27 protein-coding genes and 3 pseudogenes are annotated in these 25436 nt (G+C 71.3%); 14 read left to right on the top strand and 16 right to left on the bottom strand.

From position 1 onward, the window contains the following. Positions 1-78: 78 nt before the first annotated feature. Together JNO44_RS08745 and JNO44_RS08740 are read right to left on the bottom strand one after the other, a co-directional pair. Entirely contained in the window at positions 79-672 is a 594-nt protein-coding gene (locus tag JNO44_RS08745) for a polyprenyl synthetase family protein (RefSeq protein WP_240167493.1), read from the bottom strand. Positions 673-808: 136 nt separating this feature from the next. Beyond that, the gene (locus JNO44_RS08740; protein ID WP_268826846.1) at positions 809-1723 is read right to left on the bottom strand and encodes a phytoene/squalene synthase family protein; all 915 of its coding nucleotides are present in this window, start codon (positions 1721-1723) and stop codon (positions 809-811) included. An 858-nt stretch (positions 1724-2581) separates the two neighbouring features. Between JNO44_RS08740 and JNO44_RS08735 the strand changes: the two genes are divergently transcribed. From JNO44_RS08735 to JNO44_RS08705, 7 genes are all read left to right on the top strand, one after another. Next, complete coding sequence (locus JNO44_RS08735) at positions 2582-3403, top strand: HipA family kinase (RefSeq protein ID WP_205369562.1); 822 nt, start codon at positions 2582-2584, stop codon at positions 3401-3403. Then, positions 3400-3795, top strand: a complete 396-nt coding sequence (locus JNO44_RS08730; RefSeq protein ID WP_205362752.1) for a DUF3037 domain-containing protein — start codon at positions 3400-3402, stop codon at positions 3793-3795. The genes JNO44_RS08735 and JNO44_RS08730 overlap by 4 nt, the downstream gene beginning before the upstream one ends. Before the next feature lie 213 nt (positions 3796-4008). Then, positions 4009-4770 carry a 3-oxoacyl-ACP reductase FabG gene (gene fabG, locus JNO44_RS08725; RefSeq protein ID WP_205362750.1) on the top strand — a complete coding sequence of 254 codons (762 nt, stop codon included), beginning with the start codon at positions 4009-4011 and terminating at the stop codon, positions 4768-4770. Between the two features lie 43 nt (positions 4771-4813). Beyond that, complete coding sequence (locus tag JNO44_RS08720) at positions 4814-5584, top strand: SDR family oxidoreductase (protein ID WP_205362748.1); 771 nt, start codon at positions 4814-4816, stop codon at positions 5582-5584. A 137-nt stretch (positions 5585-5721) separates the two neighbouring features. After that, the gene (locus tag JNO44_RS08715) at positions 5722-6687 is read left to right on the top strand and encodes an aldo/keto reductase (protein ID WP_205362746.1); all 966 of its coding nucleotides are present in this window, start codon (positions 5722-5724) and stop codon (positions 6685-6687) included. 67 nt (positions 6688-6754) lie between these two features. Beyond that, the gene (locus JNO44_RS08710; RefSeq protein WP_205362744.1) at positions 6755-7468 is read left to right on the top strand and encodes a uracil-DNA glycosylase; all 714 of its coding nucleotides are present in this window, start codon (positions 6755-6757) and stop codon (positions 7466-7468) included. Positions 7469-7539: 71 nt separating this feature from the next. After that, positions 7540-8100 carry a hypothetical protein gene (locus JNO44_RS08705; protein WP_235092700.1) on the top strand — a complete coding sequence of 187 codons (561 nt, stop codon included), beginning with the start codon at positions 7540-7542 and terminating at the stop codon, positions 8098-8100. A gap of 24 nt (positions 8101-8124) precedes the next feature. Here JNO44_RS08705 and JNO44_RS08700 read toward each other — a convergent pair whose 3' ends face one another. Next, positions 8125-8742, bottom strand: a complete 618-nt coding sequence (locus tag JNO44_RS08700; RefSeq protein ID WP_205362743.1) for a TetR/AcrR family transcriptional regulator — start codon at positions 8740-8742, stop codon at positions 8125-8127. A 212-nt stretch (positions 8743-8954) separates the two neighbouring features. Between JNO44_RS08700 and JNO44_RS08695 the strand changes: the two genes are divergently transcribed. Both JNO44_RS08695 and JNO44_RS08690 read left to right on the top strand, forming a co-directional pair. Next, entirely contained in the window at positions 8955-10166 is a 1212-nt protein-coding gene (locus tag JNO44_RS08695; protein ID WP_205362741.1) for an FAD-dependent monooxygenase, read from the top strand. A 72-nt stretch (positions 10167-10238) separates the two neighbouring features. Next, positions 10239-11153, top strand: coding sequence for a Gfo/Idh/MocA family protein (locus tag JNO44_RS08690; RefSeq protein ID WP_073448227.1), 915 nt, complete (start codon positions 10239-10241; stop codon positions 11151-11153). Here the strand turns inward: JNO44_RS08690 and lnt are convergent. Together lnt and JNO44_RS08680 are read right to left on the bottom strand one after the other, a co-directional pair. After that, positions 11116-12696 (bottom strand): apolipoprotein N-acyltransferase, encoded by a 1581-nt coding sequence (gene lnt, locus JNO44_RS08685; protein WP_205362739.1) that lies wholly within the window; start codon positions 12694-12696, stop codon positions 11116-11118. The two genes, JNO44_RS08690 and lnt, sit on opposite strands and share 38 nt — an antisense overlap. 197 nt (positions 12697-12893) lie before the next feature. Then, positions 12894-14876, bottom strand: coding sequence for an ABC transporter ATP-binding protein (locus tag JNO44_RS08680; protein WP_205362737.1), 1983 nt, complete (start codon positions 14874-14876; stop codon positions 12894-12896). Positions 14877-15038: 162 nt separating this feature from the next. Here JNO44_RS08680 and JNO44_RS08675 point away from each other — a divergent pair, with 162 nt between their 5' ends. Further along, positions 15039-15863 (top strand): ATP-grasp domain-containing protein, encoded by an 825-nt coding sequence (locus JNO44_RS08675; RefSeq protein WP_205362735.1) that lies wholly within the window; start codon positions 15039-15041, stop codon positions 15861-15863. A gap of 6 nt (positions 15864-15869) precedes the next feature. Here the strand turns inward: JNO44_RS08675 and JNO44_RS08670 are convergent, their stop codons facing one another. From JNO44_RS08670 to JNO44_RS08635, 9 genes and pseudogenes are all read right to left on the bottom strand, one after another. Beyond that, positions 15870-17465, bottom strand: a complete 1596-nt coding sequence (locus JNO44_RS08670) for a GAF domain-containing sensor histidine kinase (RefSeq protein WP_205362733.1) — start codon at positions 17463-17465, stop codon at positions 15870-15872. Positions 17466-17620: 155 nt separating this feature from the next. Then, positions 17621-17833: pseudogene (locus tag JNO44_RS08665) on the bottom strand (hypothetical protein); the annotation flags it as partial. 525 nt (positions 17834-18358) lie between these two features. Beyond that, positions 18359-18553: a chaplin gene (locus JNO44_RS08660; protein WP_205362726.1), complete on the bottom strand. Its 195-nt coding sequence runs from the start codon at positions 18551-18553 to the stop codon at positions 18359-18361. Positions 18554-19196: 643 nt separating this feature from the next. Next, entirely contained in the window at positions 19197-19499 is a 303-nt protein-coding gene (locus JNO44_RS08655) for a hypothetical protein (RefSeq protein WP_205362725.1), read from the bottom strand. Positions 19500-19771: 272 nt separating this feature from the next. Further along, positions 19772-19882: pseudogene (locus JNO44_RS08650) on the bottom strand (glutathione peroxidase); the annotation flags it as partial. Positions 19883-19985: 103 nt separating this feature from the next. Beyond that, complete coding sequence (locus JNO44_RS08645) at positions 19986-21101, bottom strand: radical SAM protein (RefSeq protein WP_205362724.1); 1116 nt, start codon at positions 21099-21101, stop codon at positions 19986-19988. Between the two features lie 55 nt (positions 21102-21156). Then, positions 21157-21693 (bottom strand): class IV adenylate cyclase, encoded by a 537-nt coding sequence (locus JNO44_RS08640; RefSeq protein ID WP_205369557.1) that lies wholly within the window; start codon positions 21691-21693, stop codon positions 21157-21159. A gap of 78 nt (positions 21694-21771) precedes the next feature. Further along, a pseudogene (locus tag JNO44_RS44790) lies at positions 21772-22227 on the bottom strand (DUF6624 domain-containing protein); the annotation flags it as partial. Positions 22228-22282: 55 nt separating this feature from the next. Then, a complete protein-coding gene (locus JNO44_RS08635; RefSeq protein WP_240167492.1) occupies positions 22283-22657 on the bottom strand; it encodes a hypothetical protein in 375 nt (124 codons plus the stop codon). Positions 22658-22849: 192 nt separating this feature from the next. Here JNO44_RS08635 and JNO44_RS08630 point away from each other — a divergent pair, with 192 nt between their 5' ends. From JNO44_RS08630 to JNO44_RS08615, 4 genes are read left to right on the top strand one after another with little or no spacing between them, the layout of a single operon-like run. Next, positions 22850-23269, top strand: a complete 420-nt coding sequence (locus tag JNO44_RS08630) for a hypothetical protein (RefSeq protein WP_205362717.1) — start codon at positions 22850-22852, stop codon at positions 23267-23269. Beyond that, entirely contained in the window at positions 23229-23750 is a 522-nt protein-coding gene (locus JNO44_RS08625) for a DUF6879 family protein (RefSeq protein WP_205362715.1), read from the top strand. Before JNO44_RS08630 ends, JNO44_RS08625 begins: the two co-directional genes overlap by 41 nt. 7 nt (positions 23751-23757) lie before the next feature. Further along, positions 23758-24621: a helix-turn-helix domain-containing protein gene (locus JNO44_RS08620; RefSeq protein ID WP_205362713.1), complete on the top strand. Its 864-nt coding sequence runs from the start codon at positions 23758-23760 to the stop codon at positions 24619-24621. A gap of 1 nt (position 24622) precedes the next feature. Then, positions 24623-24799, top strand: a complete 177-nt coding sequence (locus tag JNO44_RS08615) for a DUF397 domain-containing protein (protein WP_205369545.1) — start codon at positions 24623-24625, stop codon at positions 24797-24799. A gap of 77 nt (positions 24800-24876) precedes the next feature. Here JNO44_RS08615 and JNO44_RS08610 read toward each other — a convergent pair whose 3' ends face one another. Beyond that, complete coding sequence (locus JNO44_RS08610) at positions 24877-25134, bottom strand: hypothetical protein (RefSeq protein WP_205362711.1); 258 nt, start codon at positions 25132-25134, stop codon at positions 24877-24879. Further along, positions 25131-25376 carry a hypothetical protein gene (locus JNO44_RS08605; protein ID WP_205362709.1) on the bottom strand — a complete coding sequence of 82 codons (246 nt, stop codon included), beginning with the start codon at positions 25374-25376 and terminating at the stop codon, positions 25131-25133. The genes JNO44_RS08610 and JNO44_RS08605 overlap by 4 nt, the downstream gene beginning before the upstream one ends. Positions 25377-25436 lie beyond the last annotated feature (60 nt).

Here is a 25436-nt window from a genome sequence, read left to right as displayed (position 1 = left end):
GGCGGGCCGCACCCCCGGTCGGCGTCAGCTCACCGCACAGGATCCGTAGCCTGGACACTGGGACACTTCACGGCTCCCTCAGGGGTGGCGGGCGACGACGGAGGAGGCCAGCTCCGCGAGCGGCCCGGGTGCGGGGAGCGCGTCGAGTTCGGCGTGTGCGTCGTCGATGTACGTTCGTGCCTGCCGGGCGGCTTCGGTGACCGCGCCGGTGTGGCTCACCATGTCGAGCACGTCGCGATGGGCCGTGACCGGGTCGACGTCGTCTGCGGAAATGGTCATGAGCCGCTGCCGGTCGGCCTCGCCGGCGGCCTCGTAGGCAAGCAGGACCGGCAGCGTCGGCTGCCGGTTGGCCACATCGCTCACCGCGCTCTTGCCAGCCGCCCGGTCGTGCACCGTGTACGGCAGCAGGTCCACGCGCGTCGCCGCCAGCACGCGGTCCGCGGGACCGCCGCTGAGCATCGCGGCATGACCTGCCATCGACAGCCCATCGCCTGCCAGCAACGCTTCGGCGATGCCGAACTGCTCGGCGATCGACGCCCGTCCACGGCGTACCGGATCCTGGTCGACGATGTCGTCGTGGATCAGGCTGGCGACGTGCAAGCACTCGATGCCGGCCGCGAACGGCAGCACGGCCTCGGCGGCGCCGCCGAGGCCCTGGCCGACTCCGCGCACAGGGTCGGACGTAGAAGCTTGCCGGAGGGGAACAGCGCGTCCAGGAAGGTGAGTTCCAGAGGATTCTCACCCCGTCCCACCCACCGGCGCAGTTCGGCTTCGATGAGCGGAATCAGGGGATGGGACACGACGACTGTCATGACAGACCCTCTTTGTGGTCACCGGGAATCGTGTTGCGCCAGTGCGGGAGCCAGATGTCCAGCACGTCGGCGAAACGCGGTCGCGCTGACCGGTTCAGCAGCGCGGGTCCGGCGGCCAGTACTTCACGGAGGAGCAGGTGGCAGTGCTTCTCCAGGACTCCGATGAAGGAGACGCCCGTGCGGCGTTGCAGTTCGGTGGACAGGGTGGGGAGTCGGTGTGTGATGCGTGCGGTCTCGAACGCGATGAGTTCGGCCGCGGCGGCCGTCCATCGGCCGGCTCGGAGGTCCTCGGCACGGACCCCGAACCGGTCGAGATCCTCCAGCGGCAGATACAGCCGTCCGTCCCGCAGATCCTTGCCGAGATCGCAGAGCACGTCCATGAATTGGAACAGTTCGCCGAACTCGCGCAGTGCCGGTTCCAGTCGGCGAGCGGTGTCAGGGTCGGTCATCAGCGACGCCATGACGACCATCGGGGAGCCGGTCGATTTTGCTGACCACCGCTGCAGTTCCTCGTACGTCGTGAACCCGGAGAAGTCGATGTCCTCCCGCATTGCGGCGAACGCCTCCTCGCACAGTGACACCGGCAACCCGAGGGTGCGGACTGTGTGGGCTGTGGCATGCAGCACCGGGTCGGTGGCGTGGCCGGCGGCGATCGCGGACAGCACGGCGTCCGTGTATGCGTCGAACCGGCACCGTCTTTGGGCGACCGGGCCGGTGTCCGAGTAGTCGTCGGCGGTGAACGCCATGGCGGCCAGCGCCCCCACGTGGGGACGTACTGGTGCGGGTACTGCCCTGAGCCCCCACCACCGGAGGTGTCCGCCGTCCCGATCGGCGGCTTCCCGGACACACGTGGTGTAGCAGTTCCGCAGAACCGGATCGGAAATACCGGCTGCGTCCAGCCATCGCCGCACCAACACTGGCAAGCCCTCCGGTCTGACGATGGGATCGGGCTGTGTGTCCGCACTGTGTGCTTGCTGTACAGGATGGGGCCGGTATCGTCCCCGGCTCCTTTTCCGTCGAGGAGGCGGAGAAGCATTCAGCCTCCTTCTCTCCAAGACGCTAATTCGCGCAGTGTGTGCCCGTCCAGGGCGTCTGGTGAGTGCAAGGCGCAGTGCCGAGCGCGAGTGGAGCACCGAACGGCGCATGCGGTCACCACGCGCTCATGCATGAAACCCCATGGGAAATTCATGCCCGGTGCTTTCACCGGGACCGCTCGTCCGGGTGGGCACCTGGTTGCGCAATCCGGTCACATGCCCGCTGTGGTGTCGCCGGAATACGCGCCCCCTTCTCCGTATGCCTCGTATGCCTCGTATGCTTCGAACTGGGAGAAACGGACCGGGCGTTGCCACACCGCATCGATGGACAATTCGATGTCCGGCAGGTTCGCGCCGGCCGCACAGCGGTGGCCGCGCCGAGGGGGCGAAGTCGTGGCAGTGGCAGGCGGCGCCGAAGGACGGGTTCCACGTGCTGCGGCACGCCTGTGCCTCTCCCTTGCCGGAGGTGGGGGAGGCCGTGGTGACTGCCGCGCGGTGGCTCGGGCACTCATCGCCGGCGATCACGCTCGGTTACTATGCTCACTTCATGCCGGAGGCCGGAAGCGAAGGTCGAACCGCCATTGACGGGCTACCGGGGCGAGAGGGGCGAACTGTGCGCCAGTCGATTCTCCCCAGATTCTCCCCAGGGCCGATCGGGGGCGCTTTCGAGGTCGGCGCCTCCTTGGACCTGGTTGTTGAACCTAAGGAAAGTGACCCGTGGGGCCTGAGAAAGCGTTGAGAGAGGTGATTGCGACCCGCTATGTCACGCCCTTGCGTGAGGGTGGGTCGCTTCCCGGGCTCGTCGAGGGGGACGATCTCGGGACCTACATCATGAAATTCACCGGCGCGGGACAGGGTCGTAAGACGCTGGTCGCGGAGGTCATCTGCGGGGAGCTCGGGCGGCGGCTCGGGCTGCGGGTGCCGGAGCTGGTGCGGATGCAGCTGGATCCGGTCATCGGGCTAAGCGAGCCGGACCAGGAGGTCCAGGCACTGCTGAAGGCCAGTGGGGGGCTGAACCTGGGGATGGACTACCTCCCCGGTTCGTTGGGGTTCGATCCGCTCGCCTTCGAGGTGGGCGCGCGCGAGGCCGGCCGGGTGGTGTGGTTCGACGCGCTGATCAACAACGTGGACCGGTCCTGGCGCAATCCCAACCTGTTGGTGTGGCACGGCGAGCTGTGGTTGATCGACCACGGCGCGGCGATGATCTGGCACCACAACTGGCCGACCGCACAGAAGGCTTCGGCCCGGCCCTACAACGCCTCCGACCACGCGCTGGCCACGTTCGGGCCGGATGTGGCGGCCGCGGCCGAGGAGTTCGCGCCGCGGATCACCGAGGACCTGCTCACCGAGATCGCCGCGGACGTGCCGGACGAGTGGCTGGACGGCGAGCCCGGCTTCGACTCGCCGGACGAGCTGCGCGGGGCGTATGTGCGCACGCTGCTGGACCGTGCCCGGACCGTCAGCGAGCACATCACCATCGGGGAGCCGACGAAGGACAGGCCCTCGCAGGCACCGGAGTGGCTGGCGGGCAAGTTGCCGCGGAGGGCCGTGAAGTGAGCGGAATGTACAACGGGCGCGACGTCTTCGAGTACGCGCTGCTGAAGGTCGTACCCCGGGTCGAGCGCGGGGAGATGATCAACGCGGGGGTGGTGGTGTACTGCCGTGCGCAGCGGTTCGTCGAAGCCCGTACGCACCTGGACGAGGCCCGGCTGCTGGCGCTGGATCCCACGGTGGACGTGGCCGGCGTACGCGCCGCGCTGCGTGCCGTGGAGGGCATCTGCGAGGGCGGCGCGCGGGCCGGACAGGCGGCCGGGGAGGACCCGGGACAGCGCTTCCGCTGGCTGATCGCGCCGCGCAGCACGATCGTCCAGCCGGGTCCGGTGCACACCGGTCTGACCGCCGATCCCACGGCGGAGGCGGAGCGGCTGCTGGAGCTGCTGGTGCGGTGACGGTGCGCCGAGGGTGCGGTGGACGGGGCGGGATTCCTTCGGGAGGCCGCCCCGTTCGGCGTCTGCGGGCGGGTGTGCGGTGGTGGGGCGTTGACAGGGGGTGGCCGGGCTTCTAGCGTCAGCCCTGCTGAGGCTACTAAGCGGTTGCTCACCTGGATCGACGGCGACCGCTGGTGTTCGAGGTTTCGACGATCGAGGGTGAGGAGAACCCGCATGTCCACCACCGAGCAGCGTGTCGCCATCGTGACGGGCGCGGCCCGCGGCATCGGCGCGGCCACCGCCGTCCGCCTGGCCGCCGAGGGCCGCGCCGTCGCCGTACTCGACCTCGACGAGGCGGCCTGCAAGGACACCGTCGGGAAGATCACCGCGGCCGGCGGCAAGGCCGTCGCGATCGGCTGCGACGTCTCCGCCAGCGACCAGGTGGCGGCCGCCGTCGAGCGGGTCGCGGCGGAGCTCGGCGCGCCGACCGTCCTCGTCAACAACGCAGGCGTGCTCCGCGACAACCTGCTGTTCAAGATGAGCGACAGCGACTGGGACACCGTCATGAACGTGCACCTGCGCGGCGCGTTCCTGATGTCGCGGGCCTGTCAGAAGCACATGGTGGACGCCAAGTTCGGGCGGATCGTCAACCTCTCCTCCAGCTCGGCGCTCGGCAACCGCGGCCAGGTCAACTACTCGGCGGCCAAGGCCGGTCTCCAGGGCTTCACCAAGACCCTCGCCATCGAACTCGGCAAGTTCGGCGTCACCGCGAACGCCGTCGCCCCCGGCTTCATCGCCACCGACATGACCGCCGCCACCGCCGCGCGCGTCGGGATGGACTTCGACGACTTCAAGACCGCGGCGGCCACCCAGATCCCGGTGCAGCGGGTCGGCAACCCCGACGACATCGCCAACGCCATCGCCTTCTTCACCGGCGACGCGGCCGGGTTCGTCTCCGGCCAGGTCCTGTACGTCGCCGGCGGCCCGCTGTGCTGACCGCCGGACCGACCGCAGGAGCCCACGAGCAGGAGAACGCGATATGACAGTGCAGGACAGCGGGTTCCCCGAGCCCTCCGGCAAGGTGGCCCTGATCACCGGGGGCAGTCGCGGCATCGGGTACGGCATCGCCGAGGCCCTGGTCGCCCGCGGCGACCGGGTCGTCATCACCGGACGCAACGAGGAGTCCCTCAAGGAGGCCGCCGAGAAGCTCGGCGCCGACCGGGTGCTGCCCGTCGCCGGCAAGGCGCACGACGAGGCGCACCAGGCAATCGCCGTCGAGCGGGCCATGGAGACCTTCGGCCGGGTTGACTACCTGGTCAACAACGCCGGGACGAACCCGGTGTTCGGCCCGATCGCCGACCTCGACCTCAACGTGGCGCGCAAGGTCTTCGAGACCAACGTCGTCTCGGCGCTGGGCTTCGCCCAACGCACCTGGCACGCCTGGCAGAAGGAGAACGGCGGCGCGATCGTCAACATCGCCTCGATCGCCGGGGTCGCGCCCTCGCCGTTCATCGGCGCCTACGGGATCAGCAAGGCGGCGATGGTGAACCTCACCCTCCAGCTGGCCCACGAGTTCGCGCCGGTGGTGCGGGTCAACTCCATCGCCCCCGCGGTGATCAAGACCAAGTTCGCCGCGGCGCTCTACGAGAACCGCGAGGAGGAGGCGGCGGCCGGCTACCCGATGGGGCGGCTGGGCGTCCCGGAGGACATCGGCGGGGCCGCGGCCTTCCTGTTGTCCGACGCGGCCGGCTGGGTCACCGGGCAGACGCTCGTCGTGGACGGCGGGCTGTTCCTGAACGCCGGGGTGTGACGCCCGGGGGCCGCCGGAGCGGGCGGCCCCCCACCGGGCTTGCCTTCGTGTGCGCTCCAAGAGGCAGAGTCCGTGGTGCCGGTCCCGGCGAGGGGCCGGCACCACGTGTGTCGAGGGACCTGTCAGGGAGAGATGCCATGCACCACCGCACGCTCGGCGGCGGCGACGGACCGCGGATCAGCGCCCTGTGCCTGGGAGCCATGCCGTTCGGCACCACCGTCGACGAGCGGACCGCGTTCGCCCTCCTGGACCGCTTCGCCGAGGCCGGCGGCACCTTCGTCGACACCGCGAACAACTACGCCTGCTGGGTGCCCGGCGCGACCGGTGACGAGAGCGAGCGGGTGCTCGGGCGCTGGCTGCGCAGCCGCCGCGCGGCGGACCGCACGGTGCTGGCCACCAAGGCCGGCGCTCGGCCCGACCCGGCCCGCGGGCCCCGCTGGCCCGCCAACGCCGAGGGTCTGGGCGCCGGCGCGCTCCGCACCGCCCTCGACGGCAGCCTGCGCCGCCTGGGCACCGACCGGGTGGACCTCTACTACGCGCACATCGAGGACCGCACCGTCCCGCTCGCGGAGACCGTCGAGACGCTGGCCGGGTTCGTCCGGGACGGCCGGGTCGGCACCCTGGGGGCCAGCAACCACGCGACCTGGCGGCTGGCCGAGGCCCGGCAGCACGCCGCCGCCCGCGGACTGCCCGGCTTCCGCGCCGTACAGCAGCGGCACACCTATCTGCGGCCGCGCCCCGAGTCGCCGACCGGCCTCCAGCGGGAGACCGACGAGGAACTCCTCGACTACGCGGCGGCGCACCCCGAGCTGACCCTGCTCGGCTACTCGCCCCTGGTGGAGGGCGCCTACACCCGCGAGGACCGGCCGCTCCCGGACCGCTACGACCACCCCGGGACGGTGATCCGCACGCGGGTGCTGGCGGAGGTGGCGGCGGAGTGCGGGGCCACCGCGAACCAGGTGGTGCTGGCGTGGCTGATGGGTGGCGCGGTGCCGGTGGTGCCGGTGCTCGGGGTCAGTTCCGTGGCCCAGCTCGACGAGTGCCTGGCCGCACTGGACCTCGTCCTGGACCCGTACCAGCGGGCCCGGCTGGACACCGCGTGAGGGGCCGGGGGATCCTGCCGTGCGGCCCGTGGCGGGCACTGTCAGTGGTCGCCGGTAGGTTCTCTCGATGAGAACGGAACGCACACCGGAGGTTGTTGACGTGGTCACCGACATGCTGCCCGAGTCCTGGCGCGGGGTCCTGGGCGAGGAGTTGGAGAAGCCCTACTTCAAGGAGCTGATCGACTTCGTCGAGCAGGAGCGGGCGGGCGGACCGGTCTATCCGCCGCGCGAGCAGGTCTTCGCGGCGCTGGAGGCCACGCCCTTCGACCAGGTCAAGGTACTCATCCTCGGCCAGGACCCGTACCACGGCGCCGGCCAGGGCCACGGCCTGTGCTTCTCCGTGCAGCCGGGCGTCAAGACGCCGCCGTCGCTGCGGAACATCTACAAGGAGATGAAGGAGGAGCTCGGCCACCCGGTTCCGGACAACGGCTATCTGATGCCCTGGGCCCAGCAGGGCGTCCTGCTGCTGAACGCCGTCCTCACGGTCCGCGAGGGCGAGGCCAACTCGCACAAGGGCAAGGGCTGGGAGAAGGTCACCGACGCGGTGATCCGCGCCGTCGCGAACCGCCCGGATCCGGCCGTCTTCGTCCTGTGGGGCAACTACGCCAAGAAGAAGCTGCCGCTGATCGACGAGGAGCGGCACGCGGTGGTCCAGGGCGCGCACCCCTCCCCGCTGTCCGCGAAGAAGTTCTTCGGCTCCCGCCCCTTCACCCAGATCAACGAGGCGATCGCCGCCCAGGGGCACACCGCGATCGACTGGCGGATCCCCGACCTGGGCTGACCGGCCAACCCTCGCGTCGCGCACACCGCGCGGACCTTCCCCCCGGCGGTTAGCGTCGGGGGGAGCCAGTGGTGGCGGCGAGCGAGGACGGGGAGTGCGCGGTGGTGGAGCAGCGCCGTGAGGCGGAGCACGACGACGGGGTACTGACCCGGATCGGCCAGGCGATCATGCTGCACCGCGCCGGCGACCGCGAGGAGGCCCGCAACCGCCTCGCCGCGCTGTGGCACGAGATCGGGCCGCGCGGCGACGCCTTCCATCGCTGCGCCCTCGCGCACTACATGGCCGACACCCAGGACGACCCCCGGGACGCACTGGACTGGGACCTGCGCGCCCTGGAGGAGGCGGAGGGCTTCGTCACCGAGCGGCCGGTGCGGACCGGGGCAGCGGGCGAAGCGGGCGGCCCGGGCCCCCGCCAGCCCCTCGCCGCGCTGCGGGCGTTCTTCCCTGCGCTCCACCTCAACCTCGCCGCCGACTACGCCGGACTCGACCGCCCGGCCGATGCCCGCGCCCAGCTCCGGCGCGCCCGCGCCTCGGTCCGCGCCCTGGCCGATGGCGAGTACCGCCGCCGCCTCACGGAGGCGATCCAGCGGCTGGAGCTGCGCATCGAGGGCGCGACCGGGCCGTCCCGATAGCAGGTCCGGCCCGGAACGGGGACCTCAGCCGCGCAGCATTCCGCCGAGGAGTTCCGCGCACGAGGTGCGCAGCGCGTCCCGGGTGGGCACCGCGGCGTGGAACTGCCCCGCGACGCAGGAGAACAGCACCCCGTCGCACCAGGCCACCAGGGCCAGCGCCTGCCGCTCCGGCGCGGGGGAGCCGGCCGCCGCCAGCAGCGCCTGGACCGGCTCCCGGAAGGCCCGGCCGGCCCGGTCGTACACCTCCCGCAGCTCCGGCCGGCGGGTGGCCTCCAGGGCCAGCTCGTAACGGGCGATCAGCAGCCCGCGGTGGTGCGACAGATAGCGGTGCAGGGCGAGCGCGAGCGCCTCCGCGAGCGCCGCCGGGCCGGCGGCTTCCGGGTCCACGACGCCCGGCATCTCCCGTGGTGCCAGCACCGCCGCCTCGCGTTCGGCCAGCCGCGTCACCGCCGCCGCCAGCAGCGCCGCCCGGGTCCGCGCGAGGTTCGAGGTGGAACCCTGCGGCAGCCCGGCCGCCTCGTCGACGGCGCGGTGCGTCAGCCCCCGCATCCCGCGCTCCGCGAGCAGGTCCAGGGCGGTGTCGGCGATCAGCCGGTGCCGGGGGATCGGGGGCGGGGAAGCGGCGGCCGTGCGGGCGTTCATGCAGGTGAGCCTAGCGGGACGAGCCATGGCTGACTACGGCCGTAGTGCGATGCCGGACCGCGGCGCCGGGCCGCGGCCGTGGTGCGCTGCCCGGTCGTTCAACTACAGGTGTAGTCTCTGAGGCATTCGGAACTACAGGTGTAGTCGCACCGGGGGGACGCACGGCCCTGCGCCGCACGCGTCGTCACCGGCAGAGGGAGGGAGGCGGCGCCATGCCGCAGCGCACCGCGCTCGTGATCGGCGGCGGGATCGGCGGGCTCACAGCCGCGGTGGCCCTGGACCGACGGGGCTGGCGGGTGACCGTCCTGGAACGGGCCGCCGCCCTGGAACCGGTGGGCGCCGGCATCGGACTGGCCCCCAACGCCCAGCGCGCACTGGACACCCTGGACGTGGGCGACGCGGTCCGCGCCATGGCCTCCTGGCAGCTGGCCGGCGAGATCCGCCGCCCCGACGGACGACTGCTGGCCCGCACGGACAACGCCGCGGCCGTGCGGCGGTACGGCGGCCCGGTCGTGCTCGCCCACCGCGCCGACGTGATCGCCCTGCTCGCCGGCCGGCTGCCCGGCGACGCGGTCCGCACCGGCGCCCCGGCCGCCCTCGTGGACCCCGGCGATCCGCTGCGCGAGGACCAGCCCGCCCGGGTGCGGACCACCGGCCCGGACGGCGCCCCGCAGGACCTGACCGCCGACCTCGTCGTCGCCGCCGACGGCATCCGCTCCGCCACCCGCCGGGCGCTCTTCCCCGCCCACCCCGCGCCCCGCTACGCCGGTTTCACCGCCTGGCGCTTCGTGGTGTCCGCCGCCGACGCCGCCGGGCTCGCCGACCCCGGCACCGCACACGAGACCTGGGGACCCGGCGGCCTGTGGGGCACCCTGCCGCTGCACGACGGGCGGATCTACGCGTACGCCACCGCGGCCGTCCCGCCCGACGGCGACCGGGCCGGCGGCGACCGGCGGGCCGAACTGCAGCGCCGCTTCGGGCACTGGCACCGGCCCGTCCCGCAGCTGTTGGCCGCCGCCGACCCGGCCGCCGTGCTCCGCAACGACGTGTACGCCGCGGCGGCCCCACCGCCCGCCTTCCACCGCGGTCGGGTCGCGCTGCTCGGCGACGCGGTGCACCCGATGACGCCCAACCTCGGCCAGGGCGGCTGCCAGGCCGTCGAGGACGCCGTCGTCCTCGCCTACGAGGCCGGCCCGGACGCGCCGCTGGCCGCCGCGCTCGCCGCGTACACCCGGCAGCGGCTGCCCCGCACCATGGCCGTGGTCCGCCGGTCCGGACGCATCGGCCGGCTCTCCACCTGGCGCTCCCGGCCCGCCTGCGCCCTGCGCGGCGCCCTGGTCGCGGCCACCGCCAGCCTGGCGCCCGACCTCGCGCTGCGCGGCCTGGACGGGATCGCCGACTGGCGGCCGCCGGGCGCCCCGTAAGCTGCGGGGACCGGGTGCCCGAAGATCCCCAGGGCCCGGGCACCGGGACCGCGGAACCAAGGGAGACATCGCGTGAAGGTCGGCTGCATCGGACTCGGAGACATCGCACGGAAGGCGTACCTCCCCGTACTCGGCACGCTGCCCGGCATCGAGCTGCACCTCCAGACCCGCAATCCGGCGGCCCTGCAACAGGCCGGCGACGCCTACCGGCTGACCGGGCGGCAGCTCCACTCCGACCTGGACGCGCTGCTCGCCGCCGGCCCGGACGCCGTCTTCGTGCACGCCGCGACGATCGCCCACCCGGAGCTCGTGACCCGGTTGATCGAGGCCGGGGTGCCGACCTACGTGGACAAGCCGATCGCCTACGAGCTCGCTGACACCCGGCGGATCGTCGACCTCGCCGAACAGCGCGGGGTGGGCCTGGCCGTCGGCTTCAACCGCCGCTTCGCCCCCGGATACGCCGAGTGCCGGGAGCACCCCCGCGAGCTGATCCTGCTCCAGAAGAACCGCACCGGGATGCCCGAGGACCCCCGCACGCTGGTCCTCGACGACTTCATCCACGTCGTCGACACGCTGCGCTTCCTCGCGCCCGGGGAGATCGAGCACATCGACGTCCGGGCCCGGATCCGGGACGGGCTGATGGACCAGGTGGTGCTCCAGCTGTCCGGCGACGGGTTCACCGCCCTCGGCACCATGAACCGCCGCAGCGGCTCCGCCGAGGAGGTGCTGGACGTGTCCGGCCAGGACGCCCGGCGCCAGGTCGTCAACCTCGCCGAGGTCGTCGACCACCAGGGGCGGCCGAGCGTCCGGCGCCGCGGCGACTGGGAACCGGTGGCCCGTCAGCGGGGCATCGAGCAGATCGTGCTGGCCTTCCTGGACGATGTCCGGGCCGGGCGCGTGTCGTCGGCCCGGGACGCGCTGCGCACGCACGAACTGTGCGAACGCGTGATCACCGACGCCCTCGCACAGGCCGCCGCCCGGGGCTAGCACCGACGCCCCCGGAACGACCGGTGCCGCGCCGCCTTCCACTGGCCCGCACGACCGCGACCAGACCGTGGGCGAGCAGTGCGGCGACCGCCCCGTACAGCGCCCAGTCGCCCCACCGGGTGTACGGGCTGGTGCCGCGGGCCAGCGGCAGGTCGTAGACGGCCGCCGCGCTGCGGTCGGTGCCCAGCTGCTCGCCGATCCGCTCGCCCCGCGGGCCGTACACCGCGCTGACCCCGGTGAGCGTGGCGTGCACCATCGGGCGCCAGGTCTCCGCGGCGCGCAGCGCCCCCAGCGAGGCGTGCTGGGCCGGCGCCCAGCTGTCCTGGAACGTCGCCGTCGAGGACTGCGCGACCAGCACCTGCGCCCCGTCCGCGGCCAGATGGCGGCTCATGTCCGGGAAGGCCGTCTCGAAGCACACCAGCGGCCCGACCCGCAGTCCGGCCGCGGCGGGCACCGGCATCACCACCTGGTGGGTGCCGCGCCGCCGGTCGCTGGTGGCGGCCTTGCCCACCTTCGTCGCCCAGCCCAGCACGGACCGGGCCGGTATGTACTCGCCGAACGGCACCAACCGCATCTTGGCGTACCGGTCCCCGGTCAGGCCCTGCGGGCCGATGAGCACCGCGCTCTTGGAGATGCCGGTCCTGCCGGAGTCCGGCGCGTCGGCGTTCACCAGCAGGTCGGCGCCGGTGCGCCGGGACAGCGCGGCCAGCCGGGCGGCGAGCGCCGGGTGGTCCGCCGGGTCCTGGTAGAGGCTGCTCTCGCCCCAGACGACCAGGCGCACCCCGCGGCCCGCCAGCGCTCCGGTGAGCGCCTCGCTGCGGGCCAGCCGCTGGGTGGGCGTGCCGTCGGGGCCGGGCTGGACGACCGCGATCCGCACCGTCCCGGCGGGCCGGGGGAGCGGCGCCCACAGCCAGACCGCGGTGCCGGCCAGCGCGCACACCAGCAGACCGGCGACGGCGGGCCGCCGGGCGGCCGGGACGGCGAGCAGCCCCGCCAGCGCGGTGTTCACCGCCACGATCAGCAGGCTCACCAGCCACACCCCGCCGAGCGAGGCCATGCGCAGCGCGGGCGGCACCTGCCACTGGCTGGCGCCCAGCAGTCCCCAGGGCCCGCCCAAGTACTCCCAGGACCGGACCAGTTCGACCATCAGCCAGCCGGACGGCACCAGTACCAGTGCGGCGGCGGCCCGCCCCGGACCCGGCGCCCTGCCCAGCAGCGCCCGCACCAGCATCCCCCAGGGCGCCCACAGCGCACCGAGCAGCAGCGCCAGCACCAGGATGAAGACGTGCAGGCTCGGCAGCAGCCAGTGGTGCACCGCCAGCATGAACCCGGCACCGCCCAGCCAGCCGTACAGCGCCGCCCGTCGAGCGGTCCGTGCCGCGCGCAGCAACAGCAGCCACGGCACCAGCGCGACATACGCCAGCCACCACCACGAGGGCTCCGGGAAGGCGAGGGCGGGCAGCGCGCCGGCGAGCGCGGCGGCCGGACCGCGCGTCCAGAGGGAGCCGGCCCCTCGCGTCCGGTGGCCGAGCGGTATGTCCATACGGGCTCCCTGTCGCCGTGCCTGCCCCAGCGTGTGCCGCTGTGTCCCGTCGATATCTCTTGCCACGCTCAAGGGTTGTCAGCCCTCCCGGGCTCCCGCCACTTCTCGTGCACCCGGACCGCCGCTCCCGTGAGGCGCACGCCGGGGCCCCCGCCCAAGGGGACGGGGGCCCGTCGCCGGCCGGGTGGCGGGCGTCGTCAGTTCACCAGTGAGGGTGCGGCGGACAGCTCCGGGGTGTCGCCCGGCGCGGCGCCGGCGTCCACCGCGTCCACCGCGTCCGTCACGTCCGCCGGGGCCGGGCTGCCCGCCGCTCCGGACGGTCCGCCGGCGAACTGGGTCCGGTACAGCTCGGCGTACCGGCCGTCGGCCGCCAGCAGCGTCTCGTGCGTTCCCCGCTCGACGATCCGCCCGCCTTCGACGACCAGGATCAGGTCGGCGGCCCGCACGGTCGACAGCCGGTGGGCGATCACCAGCGCGGTCCGCCCGTCCAGCGCCTCGGTGAGCGCCTCCTGGACGGCCGCCTCTGAGGTGTTGTCCAGGTGGGCGGTGGCCTCGTCCAGGATCACCACCCGGGGGTGGGCCAGCAGCAGCCGGGCGATGGTCAGCCGCTGCCGCTCACCGCCGGAGAGCCGGTAGCCGCGCTCGCCGACGACGGTGTCCAGGCCGTCGGGCAGCGAGGCGATCAACGCGTCCAGGCGGGCCCGGCGCAGCGCGTCCCACAGCTCCTCCTCGGCCGCCTCGGGGTTGGCCAGCAGCAGGTTCTCCCGGATGGACTCGTGGAAGAGGTGGCCGTCCTGGGTGACCATGCCCAGGGCGTCGCGCAGCGAGGAGGCGGTCAGGTCCCGGACGTCCACCCCGCCCAGCCGCACCGCGCCGGAGTCCGCGTCGTACAGCCGCGGCAGCAGCTGGGCGATGGTCGACTTGCCGGCGCCGGAGGAGCCGACCAGGGCCACCATCTGGCCCGGCTCGGCGCGGAAGGAGACGTCGTGCAGGACCTCCTCGCCGCCCCGGGTGTCGAGGGTGGCGACCTCCTCCAGGGAGGCCAGCGACACCTTGTCGGCGGACGGGTAGCCGAAGCGCACCGCGTCGAACTCCACCGACACCGGGCCCGCCGGCACCGGCCGGGCGTCCGGCCGCTCGGTGATCAGCGGCTTGAGGTCCAGCACCTCGAAGACCCGCTCGAAGCTGACCAGCGCGCTCATCACCTCGATGTGGGCGCCGGACAGCGCGGTCAGCGGGGCGTAGAGCCGGGTGAGCAGCAGGGCCAGCGAGACGATCGCGCCCGGCTCCAGCTGCCCGCGCAGCGCCAGGAACCCGCCCAGCCCGTAGACCACGGCCAGCGCCAGCGCGGAGACCAGGGTGAGCGCGGTGACGAAGTACGTCTGCACCATCGCCGAGCGGACACCGATGTCGCGCACCCTGCGGGCCCGGGCGGCGAACTCCGCGGACTCCCGCGCCGGGCGGCCCATCAGCTTCACGAGGGTGGCGCCGGGCGCCGAGAACCGCTCGGTCATCTGGGTGCCCATCGCGGCGTTGTGGTCGGCGCCCTCCCGGCGCAGCGCCGCCAGCCGTCGGCCGACCAGCCGGGCGGGCAGCACGAACACCGGCAGCAGCACCAGGGCGATCAGCGTGATCTGCCAGGAGAGGCTGAGCATCACGCCGAGCGTGAGCAGCAGGGTGACGATGTTGCTGACCACTCCGGACAGGGTGTCGCTGAACGCCCGCTGGGCGCCGATCACATCGTTGTTGAGCCGGCTGACCAGCGCTCCGGTGCGGGTGCGGGTGAAGAAGGCGATCGGCATCCGCTGCACGTGGTCGTAGACGGTGGTGCGCAGGTCGAGGATGAGCCCCTCGCCGATGCCCGCCGACAGCCGGCGGGTCAGCAGCCCCAGCCCCGCCTCGGCGACGGCGATCGCCGCGATCAGCCCGGACAGCCCCAGGACCAGTCCGGGCGAGGTGCGGCCGACGATCGCGTCCACCACCCGCCCGGCGAGCAGCGGGGTGGCCACCGCGAGCAGCGCGGTGACGGTGCTCAGCACCAGGAACCACACCAGCATCCGGCGGTGCGGGCGGGCGAAGGCCGCGATCCGGCGCAGCGTGCCCCGGGAGAGGCGGTGCTTGCCCTGTTGGGCGGTCATCGTGCTGTGCAGCGAATGCCAGGCGGTGACTTCCATGTCCATCGCGGCCTCCTGATTGCCGGGTCGTCACGGGATCGCCGTGCGTGACCGGCGACATGAAAGAACCTAGAACCTAAACCAATCTTGAGGTCAAGGGATTCCCGCACCGTCACCCCGCGGGGCTACCCGCACCGCGCCCTGTTCCCCCACCAGGCCGCCGCTACGATGGCCGCCATACGAGACGGGGGAGCGCCCGGCACAGGGAACGCCCGCACGGCCGCCACGGCGACGCTGCTGCTACCGCCGCGTCTGACCGCCTCCGCCGCCCGGCTCCGCGACACCGCCCGCCGACGCGGCCTGCACACCGTCCAACTGCCCTCCGCCACCCCGCCCGACGACCTGCGTACCGACCACCTGCACGCCGACCACCTGCACGCCGGTCCGACCTTTGCCGACGCGGTCGCCGTCCCGCTCGGCATCGCCCCGCTCGAAGCGCCCCCGCACTGGCTCGCCGACCTGCCCCGCGACCTCGTCCAGCGGGACATCCGCGCCCTGCCGATCCGCGACGCCCACGCCCTGCGCCGTCCGGCCTTCGTCAAGTCCCCCAACGACAAGGGCATCCGGGCCATGGTCTACGCCGACGGCTCGCGGCTGCCCGGCCCCGACGCGGTCGATCCCGGCACCGTCGTCCTGGTCTCCGACATCGTCGCCTTCAGCGTCGAGCACCGGCCGTACGCCCTGGACGGCGAGGTCCGCACCGGCAGCCGCTACGCCGAGGACGGCCGCCTCGCCCCCGGGCCGCTCGCCCCCGACGCGGCGGCCTTCGGCGCCGAACTCCTCGCCCGTCACGGCTCGACGCTGCCCTCCGCGATCGTCGTCGACGTCGGCCGCACCGACGGCCGTTGGGCGGTCGTCGAGGCCAACGCGGCCTGGGCGAGCGGGTGTTACGCCGCCGACCCGGAGGCGGCGCTGGACACCGTCCTGCGGGCCGCCGGACCACGGACCCGACTGGCCCCGCGCGACCTGCCGTTCGTCCGCCGCGCCGGGTGAGACGGCCTACGGCTGCAAGGGACCCTCCCAGACCACCGGCGCGGCCGGGCCGTCGTCCTCGCCCTCCCCCTCGCCGGTCACCGTCAGCCGCACGCCCTCCCTGCCGTCGGCCAGCGTGACCGTGGCGTCCACCACGACCTGGGCCGAGGCCGCCGTCCGGGCCACCTCCGCCAACGCCCGCCCGACCGCGGCGACCAGCGCCCGGGCGCACTCCGCGCCGACCCGCGCGTCCACCGGCCCGACGAAGTGCACCGACGGCCGGGTGCCCAGCACCGCGGTGGCCGCGCCGGCCTCCCGCAGGATCCGGGTGCGCGGCCCGGCCGGCGCCTCCGGCGGCCCCTGCTGGAGCGCGATGATCGCGGTGCGGATCTCCTGGATCGTCGCGTCCAACTCGTCCACCGCCCGTCCCACGTCCCCCTTGACCTCCGGGAGGACGGCCGTGCGCTGGGCGCTCTCCAGCAGCATCCCGGTGGCGAACAGCCGCTGGATCACCAGGTCGTGCAGATCGCGGGCGATCCGGTCCCGGTCCTCGTAGACCGCGAGCCGCTCCCGGTCGCGGTGGCGGTCGGCCAGCACGAGCGCCAGCGCCGCCTGGGACGCGAACTGGGTGCCCAGGGTCCGCTCCACCTGCGTGAAGCGGGTGTCGCCGCTGGCCCGGCAGAGGGCCAGCGCGCCCAACACCCGGCCGCCGCTGTGCAACGGCAGCAGCATCGTCGGCCCGTAGTGGCGCGACAGCGGGGAGATCGAGCGCGGGTCCCCGGCGAAGTCGTCGGAGAAGACCGCCAGCCCGGCGAGGATCTGGTGCAGGACCGGGCTCTCCGGCGGGATCGTGCCCCCGTACGTCTCCGCCCGCACCGACTCGGGCAGGACCGTGGAGATCGCCACCACTTCCATGGCGCCGTCGGACTGCGGCAGCAGCACCGCCCCGGTCGCCGCCTCGGCCAGCTCCCGGCCCTTCTCGGCCACCACCGTCAGCGCATGCTCCGTGGTCGAGCCGGTCTCCGGGCCGGCCAGCAGCGCCGTGGTCACCGACGCCGCTCCGTCGATCCAGCGCCGGCGCTGCCGGGCCGCGGCGTGCATCCGGGCGTTGCCCATCGCGATCCCGGCCTCGGTGGCCAGCACCCGCACCAGATGCAGATCCACCTCGCTGAACCGCCCCGACTCCGCACCGGGCGCCGCACCCTGCCCGGCCGTCGCGCCGTCCGGCTGCCCGGCCAGGAAGAGGCTCCCGAACAGCTCGCCCCGCACCTTGATCGGCACCCGGAGGGCGAACGGGGCGGTCGGCCGGCCCTCGGGCCGGGTGCCGTGGGTGATCAGGTCGCGCAGCCCGTCGCCGTCCTCGTCCAGCACCTCCACGGCCGCATAGCGGGCGCCGGTCAGCGAGGCGGCGGTCTCGGCGATCCGGTGCAGCACCCGGTGCACGTCGAGGTCGGAGCCGATGGCGACCATCGCCTCCAGCAGCTGCGGCAGCCGGGTCAGCGGACCGCCGGCCAGATGCCGCAGGCTCTGCGCGGTCCGCTCGGCGAGCACCGCCGCCGAGCCCTCGCCCCCGGCACCTTCGTGCGGGTCGGCGGGTTCGGAGAACGGCGGCGAATGCGGCATGAGAAGACTTCTGAGCTGGTGCGGCGCGGTGCAGAAACGGTACGGCTCCGACCAGTCTAAATCGCGCGGAAGGGCGGCGTTGGGGCGCTTACGGTCCCACCCGGGCCGGAGCGGTGCCGCACCCCGAGCCGGCCCGGGACGCCGCGGATCAGGCGAGGCGGCTCGGCGCGCGGCCAGCCGGGGAGCAGTGCCTGCATGCCGGGCAGCACCATCACGTGGGCGAGGCCGCCGGCGACGGCGAGGGAGCCGGCGACCCATGGCGGGGATGCGGAGATGCCGGAGGCGTCGACGGTCGCGGGCAGCGGCACGGCGAGCGCGACGGTGGTCTGCACGACGGTGCGGATGGTGCGCCGGGTGGCGTCGGTCATGGGAGTACCACTTCCCAGAGCGGGGGGCAGGGGCGCCCGCCTGCCATGTGAGGGCGGGCGTGGGGTTAGGGCGTTTCCTCGGGATCACCAGGGGCCGGAATGCAGGAGCCGGCGAGGTGGTAGATCGTGGAGCGCTTGCCGTCGCTCGGCTCGACGCTGCCAAGGCAAGTAGCACCAGCAACAACGCTGTTGGAGCCCATGCGTCCGATGGTGCTGGGTGTACATGGCGAGTTATCAAGAGCGAGTTATCAAGAGCTGGAAGGAGCGTCGGATGCGTCGGGGATCACGTAGCGCGGCCATGGGCGCTGTATGCATATTCGCGATGGCGGCCTGCTCTCAGGGAGGGAACGGCGCCAGTGGTGGCGGTTCGGGTGGTGGAAGCTCAGCAGGAGACCAGGCTCCGGCGGCTGTCTTCAATCCCTCCCAGCTCAGCCAGGCGATGCCCAGCAAGCTCGGCGCTCCTCACGGGTGGCGGGGTGGTGAGCCGGTGGTCTATCAAGGCAGCGAGGCCCTGAAGTACTGCGGCTACCAGGAATTGGCTTGCTCCGGAGTCACAGCGACGGGGAACTCGCAGTGCGAGGCGCAGAACTCGGAGGCGGATTCTGAGTTGATCGTGTTGCCGCAGAGGTTGATCGGCATGTGGATCGGCATCTGGGCCAGGTTGCCTGAGGCGAAGCCGGGTGACCTGACGGCGGCGCCCTGCGCACCGCTGTTCGCCATAAGCCGCGCCTGTCGGCACTCCCGTCGCGATGCCGGTCGCCATAAGGACCATGGCAGCCTTCTTGGCTCTTGGCAATGTTCACGGATAGTCCTCCTACGGTTGTTCTCAACCCAGTCGCTGGATTACACGCCGCCAACGCCTGGCTGCCTCCGATGGCACGACCACCGGTGGTTAGACCTCCCCGCGGCCCAACCGGCTCATGAGCATCGGTTGAGCAGGTCAGATGAAATTTCACCGTGTTACCCGATACGGCGGCTGGCGCGTGTTCGGGAACCTCGGCATCCGTGATCGGGATTCCGCATCGACTGATCGGACGACCGTGCCTTTCGGCCGCATTGCCCCTTCGCCTGAGTCGTTATCGGATAGGAAAGGAGAAGGGCGCTCTTCGCTGGGCCGAGTTAAGGCGGCGACCGGTCCTTCCTCACAGGACGGATCGGTCGTTCCCTTTGGGGGTAAGGGCTGCTCGGTAGGGTTGGTGTTGGCCATGGTGGGGGTTGCTCCCATCGTGGCTATTCGGGCCCGTACGGCGATGAGGTCGCCGGACCGGGCCCGCGCTGGTTCTGGACTACGGCTCGGGGCTGGTCTCGTGTCGCTTCTGCCGCTCCTTGCGAATGAGGTCGTATACGCGTGAGGGCGTAAGGCTCATTTTCCGGCGATCTCGGGTGCCTTCATGCCGCGGTCCGCTGCACGCATGATCACCTCGGGCGTGATGGCGACGACGGACGCGCCGGCGACGCGCAGTGCGCGCACGTCGTTGAGGTCGAGGTCCTCGGCCAGACTCTCGATCAGTACTGGAAGTTCGGCGGCGTCCCTGTGGTGGTGCTCGTACCGCTCGGCGATCGTTCGCACCTGTTCGAGCCGGGCGCGATCGTCGTCGGGGTTGCCGCCGGCCGCGGTGATCCCGGCATGGCGGGCCTGCTCGAACTCGGTGAGGACCCCGAGCATTTGCTCGGCGAGGCGCTGTGCGGCAGGGGTGGGTTCGAGGCGGCGCGGGATGAGCTGGTGGCCGAGCGGGACCAGCTTTCAGAGCGGATCTCGACCCTGTTTGAGGTCGAGGAGATGCCGGAGGCTGAGGACTACCCGCCTCTGGTGGTGGGCGTCCTGGACGAGTGGGAGACGCTGACCGCGGCCGAGCGGAACCTGATCCTTCGGAAGCTGATCGGGCGAATCGCCTTGCAGCAGCCGAAGAGGCCCGGCCCGGCCCCGGACGCCGCGGATCAGGCCGGCAGCGCTGCCTCGATTGCCGTGATCAGCTCCGCTGCCTCGGGCTCCGTGCGCGGACGGAAGCGGCCGGCCACCGCGCCGGTGTGGTCGATCAGGAACTTCTCGGGTTTCTTCTCCAATGAACACACCCTGTGGCCTGGGGAAACGCAACAAGGCGCACCCGCCGGGAGAAATCCCGGCGGGTGCGCCGTCGTGCGACCGCGACGGTCAGTGCGGGGCGGGAACGCCGGCCGGCTGGTAGAGGGCCGTGAGTCTGGCCGTTTCCTCGTCGCGGAAGTCCCGAACTTCGGCGCAGCGCTGGCTCATCACGAATTCGCCGAGTGTCAGACACAGGTCCATGCGTTGGATGCACACGCCGACCATGAAGGGGCCGCTCTGCGCCCGGTACATGCGTACACCGTAATAGCCCTCCTGGCAGTCCCGGTCGTTGTTGAACCGGCACCCTGTGCAGGTGTCCGGCAGTCGGACGGGCCGGATGCTCTTGGCGTACAGCGTCCGGCCGTCGGGGAGTCGGTAGCGGATGCGCTGGTCGGAGGCGCCGGCGGTGATGATGCGGCGGACCGGTGCGGCTCCGAGGTGGTCGACGACTTCTTGCATGGCGGCGCGTGAGGCGCCGTCGTCCTCAAGGTTGACCAACATGCGTACGGTGACGGCCCGCCCGTGCTCCTCGATGACTCGGAGCACCCGTGCCACATGGTCGTGGTCTGGGATCACGATGTTTGCCGAGACCTTTACCCCGTGCCGGGCGGCGGCCTCGACCGTGGCGGCGAGTGCGTCGAGCTTGCGTGCCGCCAGTTTCGGTGAGGCCAGGCGTGGGGCCTGGACGGCGGCGAGTTCTTCGGGGGTCGTGCCGAACACGGACAGGTTGATGCGGTCGAGTCCGGCCGCTGCGCACTCGGGCAGGACGGCGGCGCCGTTCTCGCCGTTGCTGGTGAGTCCGACCGTCAGGCCGAGTCGGCGTGCTATGCGGATGAGTTGGGGTAGTTCGGGGTGGAGGGTGGGTTCTCCGCCGGTGAAGTGGACCTCAGTTGTCGGGAGACTGCCCCGCATTGCTGCCAGTGCGAGGGCGAAGTCGGAGTCGGCTTTGATGCGTTCGGACAGGAAGCCGGCGCCGTTGGTGGTGAGGTAGATCGAGACTCGGCCGGAGCGGCCGGGTGTCCCGGTGAACTGCCCCGCTTCGCGGTCGGGGTTGTCCGTCGTGACGGGGGTGCCTTCGTTGTGGCAGAAGGTGCAGGCGAGCCCGCATGCGTCGATGATCTTGACGCGTAGGGTTCGGTCCGGCACTACCGTGACTGGTAGGTCGTTCGAGTCGCGGTCGATCATGGTCGCCTCCTGGCCGGCGGGGACACATGCCCCCGCCGGCGGATGGTGGAGAGGGCTAGGCGAAGCGGAGCTCGTTGATGGAGTCGAGGTCGATTCCGTAGCGGGCGAATACCTTGGTCGTGTTTTCGCTGGTCAGGTCATCCCGCGGGATGGACAGGAGTTCGGCGGTGGACCAGACCTCGTCTTCGGTGTCGCCCTCGATCTCCAGATAGGGCGGGATGAGCGGCCATTCGTCGATCTCCAGCCGCACACCGTCCAGCAGCCAGGACGAGCGCCGGTTCTCCTGGTAGCTGCGGTGCGCGAGCCCCATGAGCCCGAGGAGCACGTGCGTGTCCTCGAACGAGCCGACCGTCGTCTCGGTCTCCCGGGTGCCGTCGATCTCGTCCGAGCTGATCGTCTTCACGCACAGGGTCACCGCGCCACCAGAGTCCCGCAGGCGCACCCACCGGCCCGGCACCGCGGGAACGGTGTCGTAGACGTAGCGGCGCATCAGGCGCTCGCCCTGGAAACTTCCACCGGCCGCCTTGATCCGTTCGGCCATGGCGTTCGGGTCGATGCCCAGCGCCTTCGCTTCGTACTCAATGGTGTGCATGGATCTCCTGGTGGTGTAGCGCTGTGTTGGGCTCCCGGAATCTGGCGGGTCCGGGGGCGGGTAGAAGCCGCGCACGAGCTTGTCGAAGGCGTCGAAGGGCGAGAGGCCCATCTTGGCGCGGCGCACGTCAAGGTGTTCAGGATCTTCAACTACGTATGCGCGAAGCCCGTTTGTGCCGATGTTGAACTGCGTTCCGTAGAGCTGCGGGCGGCCTGCCAGTACGCGGACTCGATCGGTGAGGAAGGTGAGCTGCTCCTGCGTGGCTTCCCCAACTTGCACGGCCTCGTCAAGCAGTGCGAGAGCCCGTCGCTGAAAGGCACGGTCGTTGGAGTGGTGCACGATCCACCAGGCCGCGTTGGCGCCAGCCTCGCCGGTGAGGGTGTGTCCCGGCCAGCCGTGGGCGGCAATGATCACCTTGAGTGCTTCGGTAGCCAGGTCCTCGACCTTGGCGAGGTAGGCGATTGAATCGTGGTCGTCACGGAGGTCCGCCAGCGCCTGTGCCGCTTGGTGCTCTCGTTTGAAGTCGAGTAGCACAGCGGTTAGTTGGGGGCAGTTCGGTGCGGAGGGGGCGTCTACCGGAGGTTGGGGCTCACGCGTCACCGTCTTCTCTCCTCTGGCGGTAGATCCAGAGGAGCTGCCGGGTCAGGAGGGCCACGTCACGGTTGAAGAGGAAGACGCTGAAGGCCGTCGTTTCCCTGGTGGGCCGGTCCTTCAGGTCGAGGAGCTTGTACGCCCTGGAGAACATGTCTCGTACCTGGGAGTCCTCGTCCGCCCCCAACTCCTCCCTGAGGAACAGCTCCAGGTGACCGATGAGAATCGGCGTCTTGCTCTCGATCTCCTCGCGGGTCGAGGTGGCCAGCTTCATCGTCAGTGTGGAATCAGTGCTGTCCTCGACCAGCTCCACATCGATCGGCAGATCGTCGATGCTCGGAACCTTGGCCCTGTCAGTCACGGTGAACACCACGCGTCTCCCCTCGGCGCCGCTCGCGTGCGGCGGCGTTGGCTGCTCAGGTCGAGAACGAACGTAGAGCCGCTGTCAGCCAACCTCCAAGGAGATTGCGCGAGTTTGCAGCAAGTGGATTGACGCGGTCGAACGCCTCGCCGAACCTCGTGGTGGCGCGCAAAGTCGCGCAAGACGGCAGACAGGAGAACGACCATGAAGCTACGGTTCCTTGGTAAGAACTCCCGCCAGGGTGACTGCCCGACTCTCTACGCCACCGACCGTGACACGTACCTCGTCCAGGGGTGGAGAATCTTCGCGAACGATCTGCTCATGCAGCTCACCGTCTCCGAGGGCGAGACGGTGGTGGAGGTGCCGACCGAGCTGTTCGAGCACCTGGAGAAGGACGGTCTTCCCTCCGGTGAGTTCAGGCGTCTTGAGGACCCCCTCATGGTCCTGACGCCAGAGGGAACGTACGTTGTCCAGGGCCTGGAGGTGACCGACCCCGAGGCCCTGGCACAGATGGAGATTCCGGACTACGAGACCGTGGTCGAGGTCCCCAAGGCCGCGATCACGGCGCTACTGGAGGAACCGCGTGGAGCTGATCTCCAGCGCCGAGCGCAACCAGCTCTTTGAGCGCTACGCGCACGACGCTTTCCACTTGGAGCTGAGGGACGACTACTCAGTCCCCAACGAGGAGGGCCCGTACGAGAGCTGGCTTCGTGGGACAGCCGACGACTCGTTCATGGTGCCGTGGACACAGCTCATGAAGCGTGTCACCGACTCGGGGATGACCGTGCGCCGGGTCCGGGTCGTCACCGAGCCGCACAGCCGCTACATCCAGTGGGAGCACGCCACCACCCAAGTCAACGAAGAGGCCGGCGAGTCCATCCGATGGTTGTCGCGGCACAAGTTGCCCGAGGGGCTGAGGCTCCCCGTGGCGGGTAATGACTGGTGGCTCTTCGACGACAAGCTTTTGGCCGTGGGGCACTTCGACGACGCGGGGCGTGTCTTGGGCTCCGAGATCATCGAGGCGCCGGCCATCGTCGCCGAGTGCATCCGCGTTCGGGATCTGCTCTGGGGCATGGCCGTTCCTCACAACGAGTACAAGCCCTGACTGTTCCGTGAGCGATCAAGCACAGGTGACACGGGAGGCGTTGGGGGCCCGGTTGCGTGGATTCCGTAAGGACGCGGGGTTCAGCAGCGGCCGGGCCTTCGCCGCGGCCACCGGCTGGCAGGAATCCAAGGTCTCTCGTATCGAGAACGGTAAGCAGAACGCCAGCGAGGACGACATCCGCGTCTGGTGCGAGAAGACCGGGCACAAGTCGGACCTCGCCGATCTGATCGCCACCGTCCGCCACATCGACGAGATGTGGATGGAGTGGCGCCGGCATATCCAGGACGGGACCGAGAACCTCCAGAAGAAGTCCCTGCCGCTCTACCGGAAGACCAAGGTATTCAGGGTCTGGGAGCCCAACGTCATCTGGGGCACCATCCAGACTGCGGAATACGCCAAGGTCATCTTCGAGCTGGTATCGAGCTTCCACGAGAGCCCGCCCGACATGGAGGCGGCGGTGGTGAAGCGTCTCGAACGGCAGAGGTATCTCTACGAGGGGGACCGGATCTTCAACGTGCTCCTCGGCGAGCAAGCCCTCTACTCGAACCATGGGGGCTCGGAGGTTATGAGGGCTCAACTCGACCGACTCATAGCTGTGTTGGCGCTCCCGCGGCTCACTCTGGGGATCGTCCCACGGTCCGCGCCCCTGGTCATCTGGCTCGGGCACGGCTTCGTGATGTTCGACGACAAGCTCGTCAAGATCGAGACGTCCTCTGCGGAGATTTCCGTGACGCAGCCGAAGGAAATCGAGCTCTACCGCAAGGAATTTGAGCTTCACCGACAGTCCGCCGTCTATGGCCCGGCCGCTAGGGACCTCATCTTGACTGCCATTGAACATTTTGAACGTTTAGGAAGGGAAGAACGTGGCTGAGATGGTGAATTGGCGCACCAGCACCTATACCAAGCACGAAAGCTGCGTCGAAGTTGCTGACGCTGGCTCCACCAAGGTTATGGTTCGAGACACCAAGGACCGGGACGGCGGGACGCTGACCTTCTCGCCGGCCTGCTGGGCCGGGTTCGTGGAGTTCAGCAAGACTCTCAACGACTGAGAACGTTCCTGTCCCAGCGCGTAACGCAGAAATCCCCCGCGCGGCCACTGCCGGCCGCGCGGGGGATTTTAGTGCTGCTATCGAGCAGCGGTCGCCTGCCAGACGGTCATGAACAGGCCGACGACGCCGAGCAGGGCGGCGATGCTGGGGAGGGGCCAGCGGCGGCGTTCGACGGCGTCGAGGCGGGTGTCGAGCTCGGCGAGGCGTCGGTCGGTTTGGTCGGAGCGTTGGACGACGAGGGCCAGGGCGCCGTCGACGCGGGCGAACCCGGCCTCGACGGCGCCGCGGAGTCGTTCGAGTTCGAGGGCGACGTCGCCGGGGTCGTGGTCGGTCACACGTCACCTCCGGTGTCCTTGGTGTGGCCGGGCGGTGCGCTGCGCAGCCAGCCGGGGAGCAGGGCCTGCACGCCGGGCAGAGCCATCACGCGGGCCAGGCCACCGGCGACGGCGAGGGAGCCGGCGACCCAGGGCAGGGATGCGGGGATGCCGGAGGCGTCGACGATGGCGGGCAGCAGAACGGCGAGGGCGACGGTGGTCTGCACGACGGTGCGGATGGTGCGCCGGGTGGCGTCGGTCATGGGGGTGTACCTCGTTCTATAGATGGGGACAGGGGCCCGTCCGCCGTGTGCGGGCGGGCG

The organism is Streptomyces noursei, assembly GCF_016917755.1.
Lineage (GTDB): Bacteria > Actinomycetota > Actinomycetes > Streptomycetales > Streptomycetaceae > Streptomyces > Streptomyces yunnanensis.
Note: the sequence above shows the minus strand (reverse complement) of the source record. Positions and strands in the feature narration are given on the sequence as shown.

What these genes read in the sequence shown, in the direction of transcription:
- fabG (WP_205362750.1), top strand. Translation starts at nt 4,009, where the DNA reads ATGTCCACCACCGAGCAGCGTGTCGCCATCGTGACGGGCGCGGCCCGC.
- JNO44_RS08720 (WP_205362748.1), top strand. Translation starts at nt 4,814, where the DNA reads ATGACAGTGCAGGACAGCGGGTTCCCCGAGCCCTCCGGCAAGGTGGCC.
- JNO44_RS08715 (WP_205362746.1), top strand. Translation starts at nt 5,722, where the DNA reads ATGCACCACCGCACGCTCGGCGGCGGCGACGGACCGCGGATCAGCGCC.
- JNO44_RS08710 (WP_205362744.1), top strand. Translation starts at nt 6,755, where the DNA reads ATGAGAACGGAACGCACACCGGAGGTTGTTGACGTGGTCACCGACATG.
- JNO44_RS08700 (WP_205362743.1), bottom strand. Translation starts at nt 8,742, where the DNA reads ATGAACGCCCGCACGGCCGCCGCTTCCCCGCCCCCGATCCCCCGGCAC.
- JNO44_RS08695 (WP_205362741.1), top strand. Translation starts at nt 8,955, where the DNA reads ATGCCGCAGCGCACCGCGCTCGTGATCGGCGGCGGGATCGGCGGGCTC.
- lnt (WP_205362739.1), bottom strand. Translation starts at nt 12,696, where the DNA reads ATGGACATACCGCTCGGCCACCGGACGCGAGGGGCCGGCTCCCTCTGG.
- JNO44_RS08680 (WP_205362737.1), bottom strand. Translation starts at nt 14,876, where the DNA reads ATGGACATGGAAGTCACCGCCTGGCATTCGCTGCACAGCACGATGACC.
- JNO44_RS08675 (WP_205362735.1), top strand. Translation starts at nt 15,039, where the DNA reads ATGGCCGCCATACGAGACGGGGGAGCGCCCGGCACAGGGAACGCCCGC.
- JNO44_RS08670 (WP_205362733.1), bottom strand. Translation starts at nt 17,465, where the DNA reads ATGCCGCATTCGCCGCCGTTCTCCGAACCCGCCGACCCGCACGAAGGT.
- JNO44_RS08660 (WP_205362726.1), bottom strand. Translation starts at nt 18,553, where the DNA reads ATGGCGAACAGCGGTGCGCAGGGCGCCGCCGTCAGGTCACCCGGCTTC.
- JNO44_RS08655 (WP_205362725.1), bottom strand. Translation starts at nt 19,499, where the DNA reads ATGCTCGGGGTCCTCACCGAGTTCGAGCAGGCCCGCCATGCCGGGATC.
- JNO44_RS08645 (WP_205362724.1), bottom strand. Translation starts at nt 21,101, where the DNA reads ATGATCGACCGCGACTCGAACGACCTACCAGTCACGGTAGTGCCGGAC.
- JNO44_RS08640 (WP_205369557.1), bottom strand. Translation starts at nt 21,693, where the DNA reads ATGCACACCATTGAGTACGAAGCGAAGGCGCTGGGCATCGACCCGAAC.
- JNO44_RS08630 (WP_205362717.1), top strand. Translation starts at nt 22,850, where the DNA reads ATGAAGCTACGGTTCCTTGGTAAGAACTCCCGCCAGGGTGACTGCCCG.
- JNO44_RS08615 (WP_205369545.1), top strand. Translation starts at nt 24,623, where the DNA reads ATGGTGAATTGGCGCACCAGCACCTATACCAAGCACGAAAGCTGCGTC.
- JNO44_RS08605 (WP_205362709.1), bottom strand. Translation starts at nt 25,376, where the DNA reads ATGACCGACGCCACCCGGCGCACCATCCGCACCGTCGTGCAGACCACC.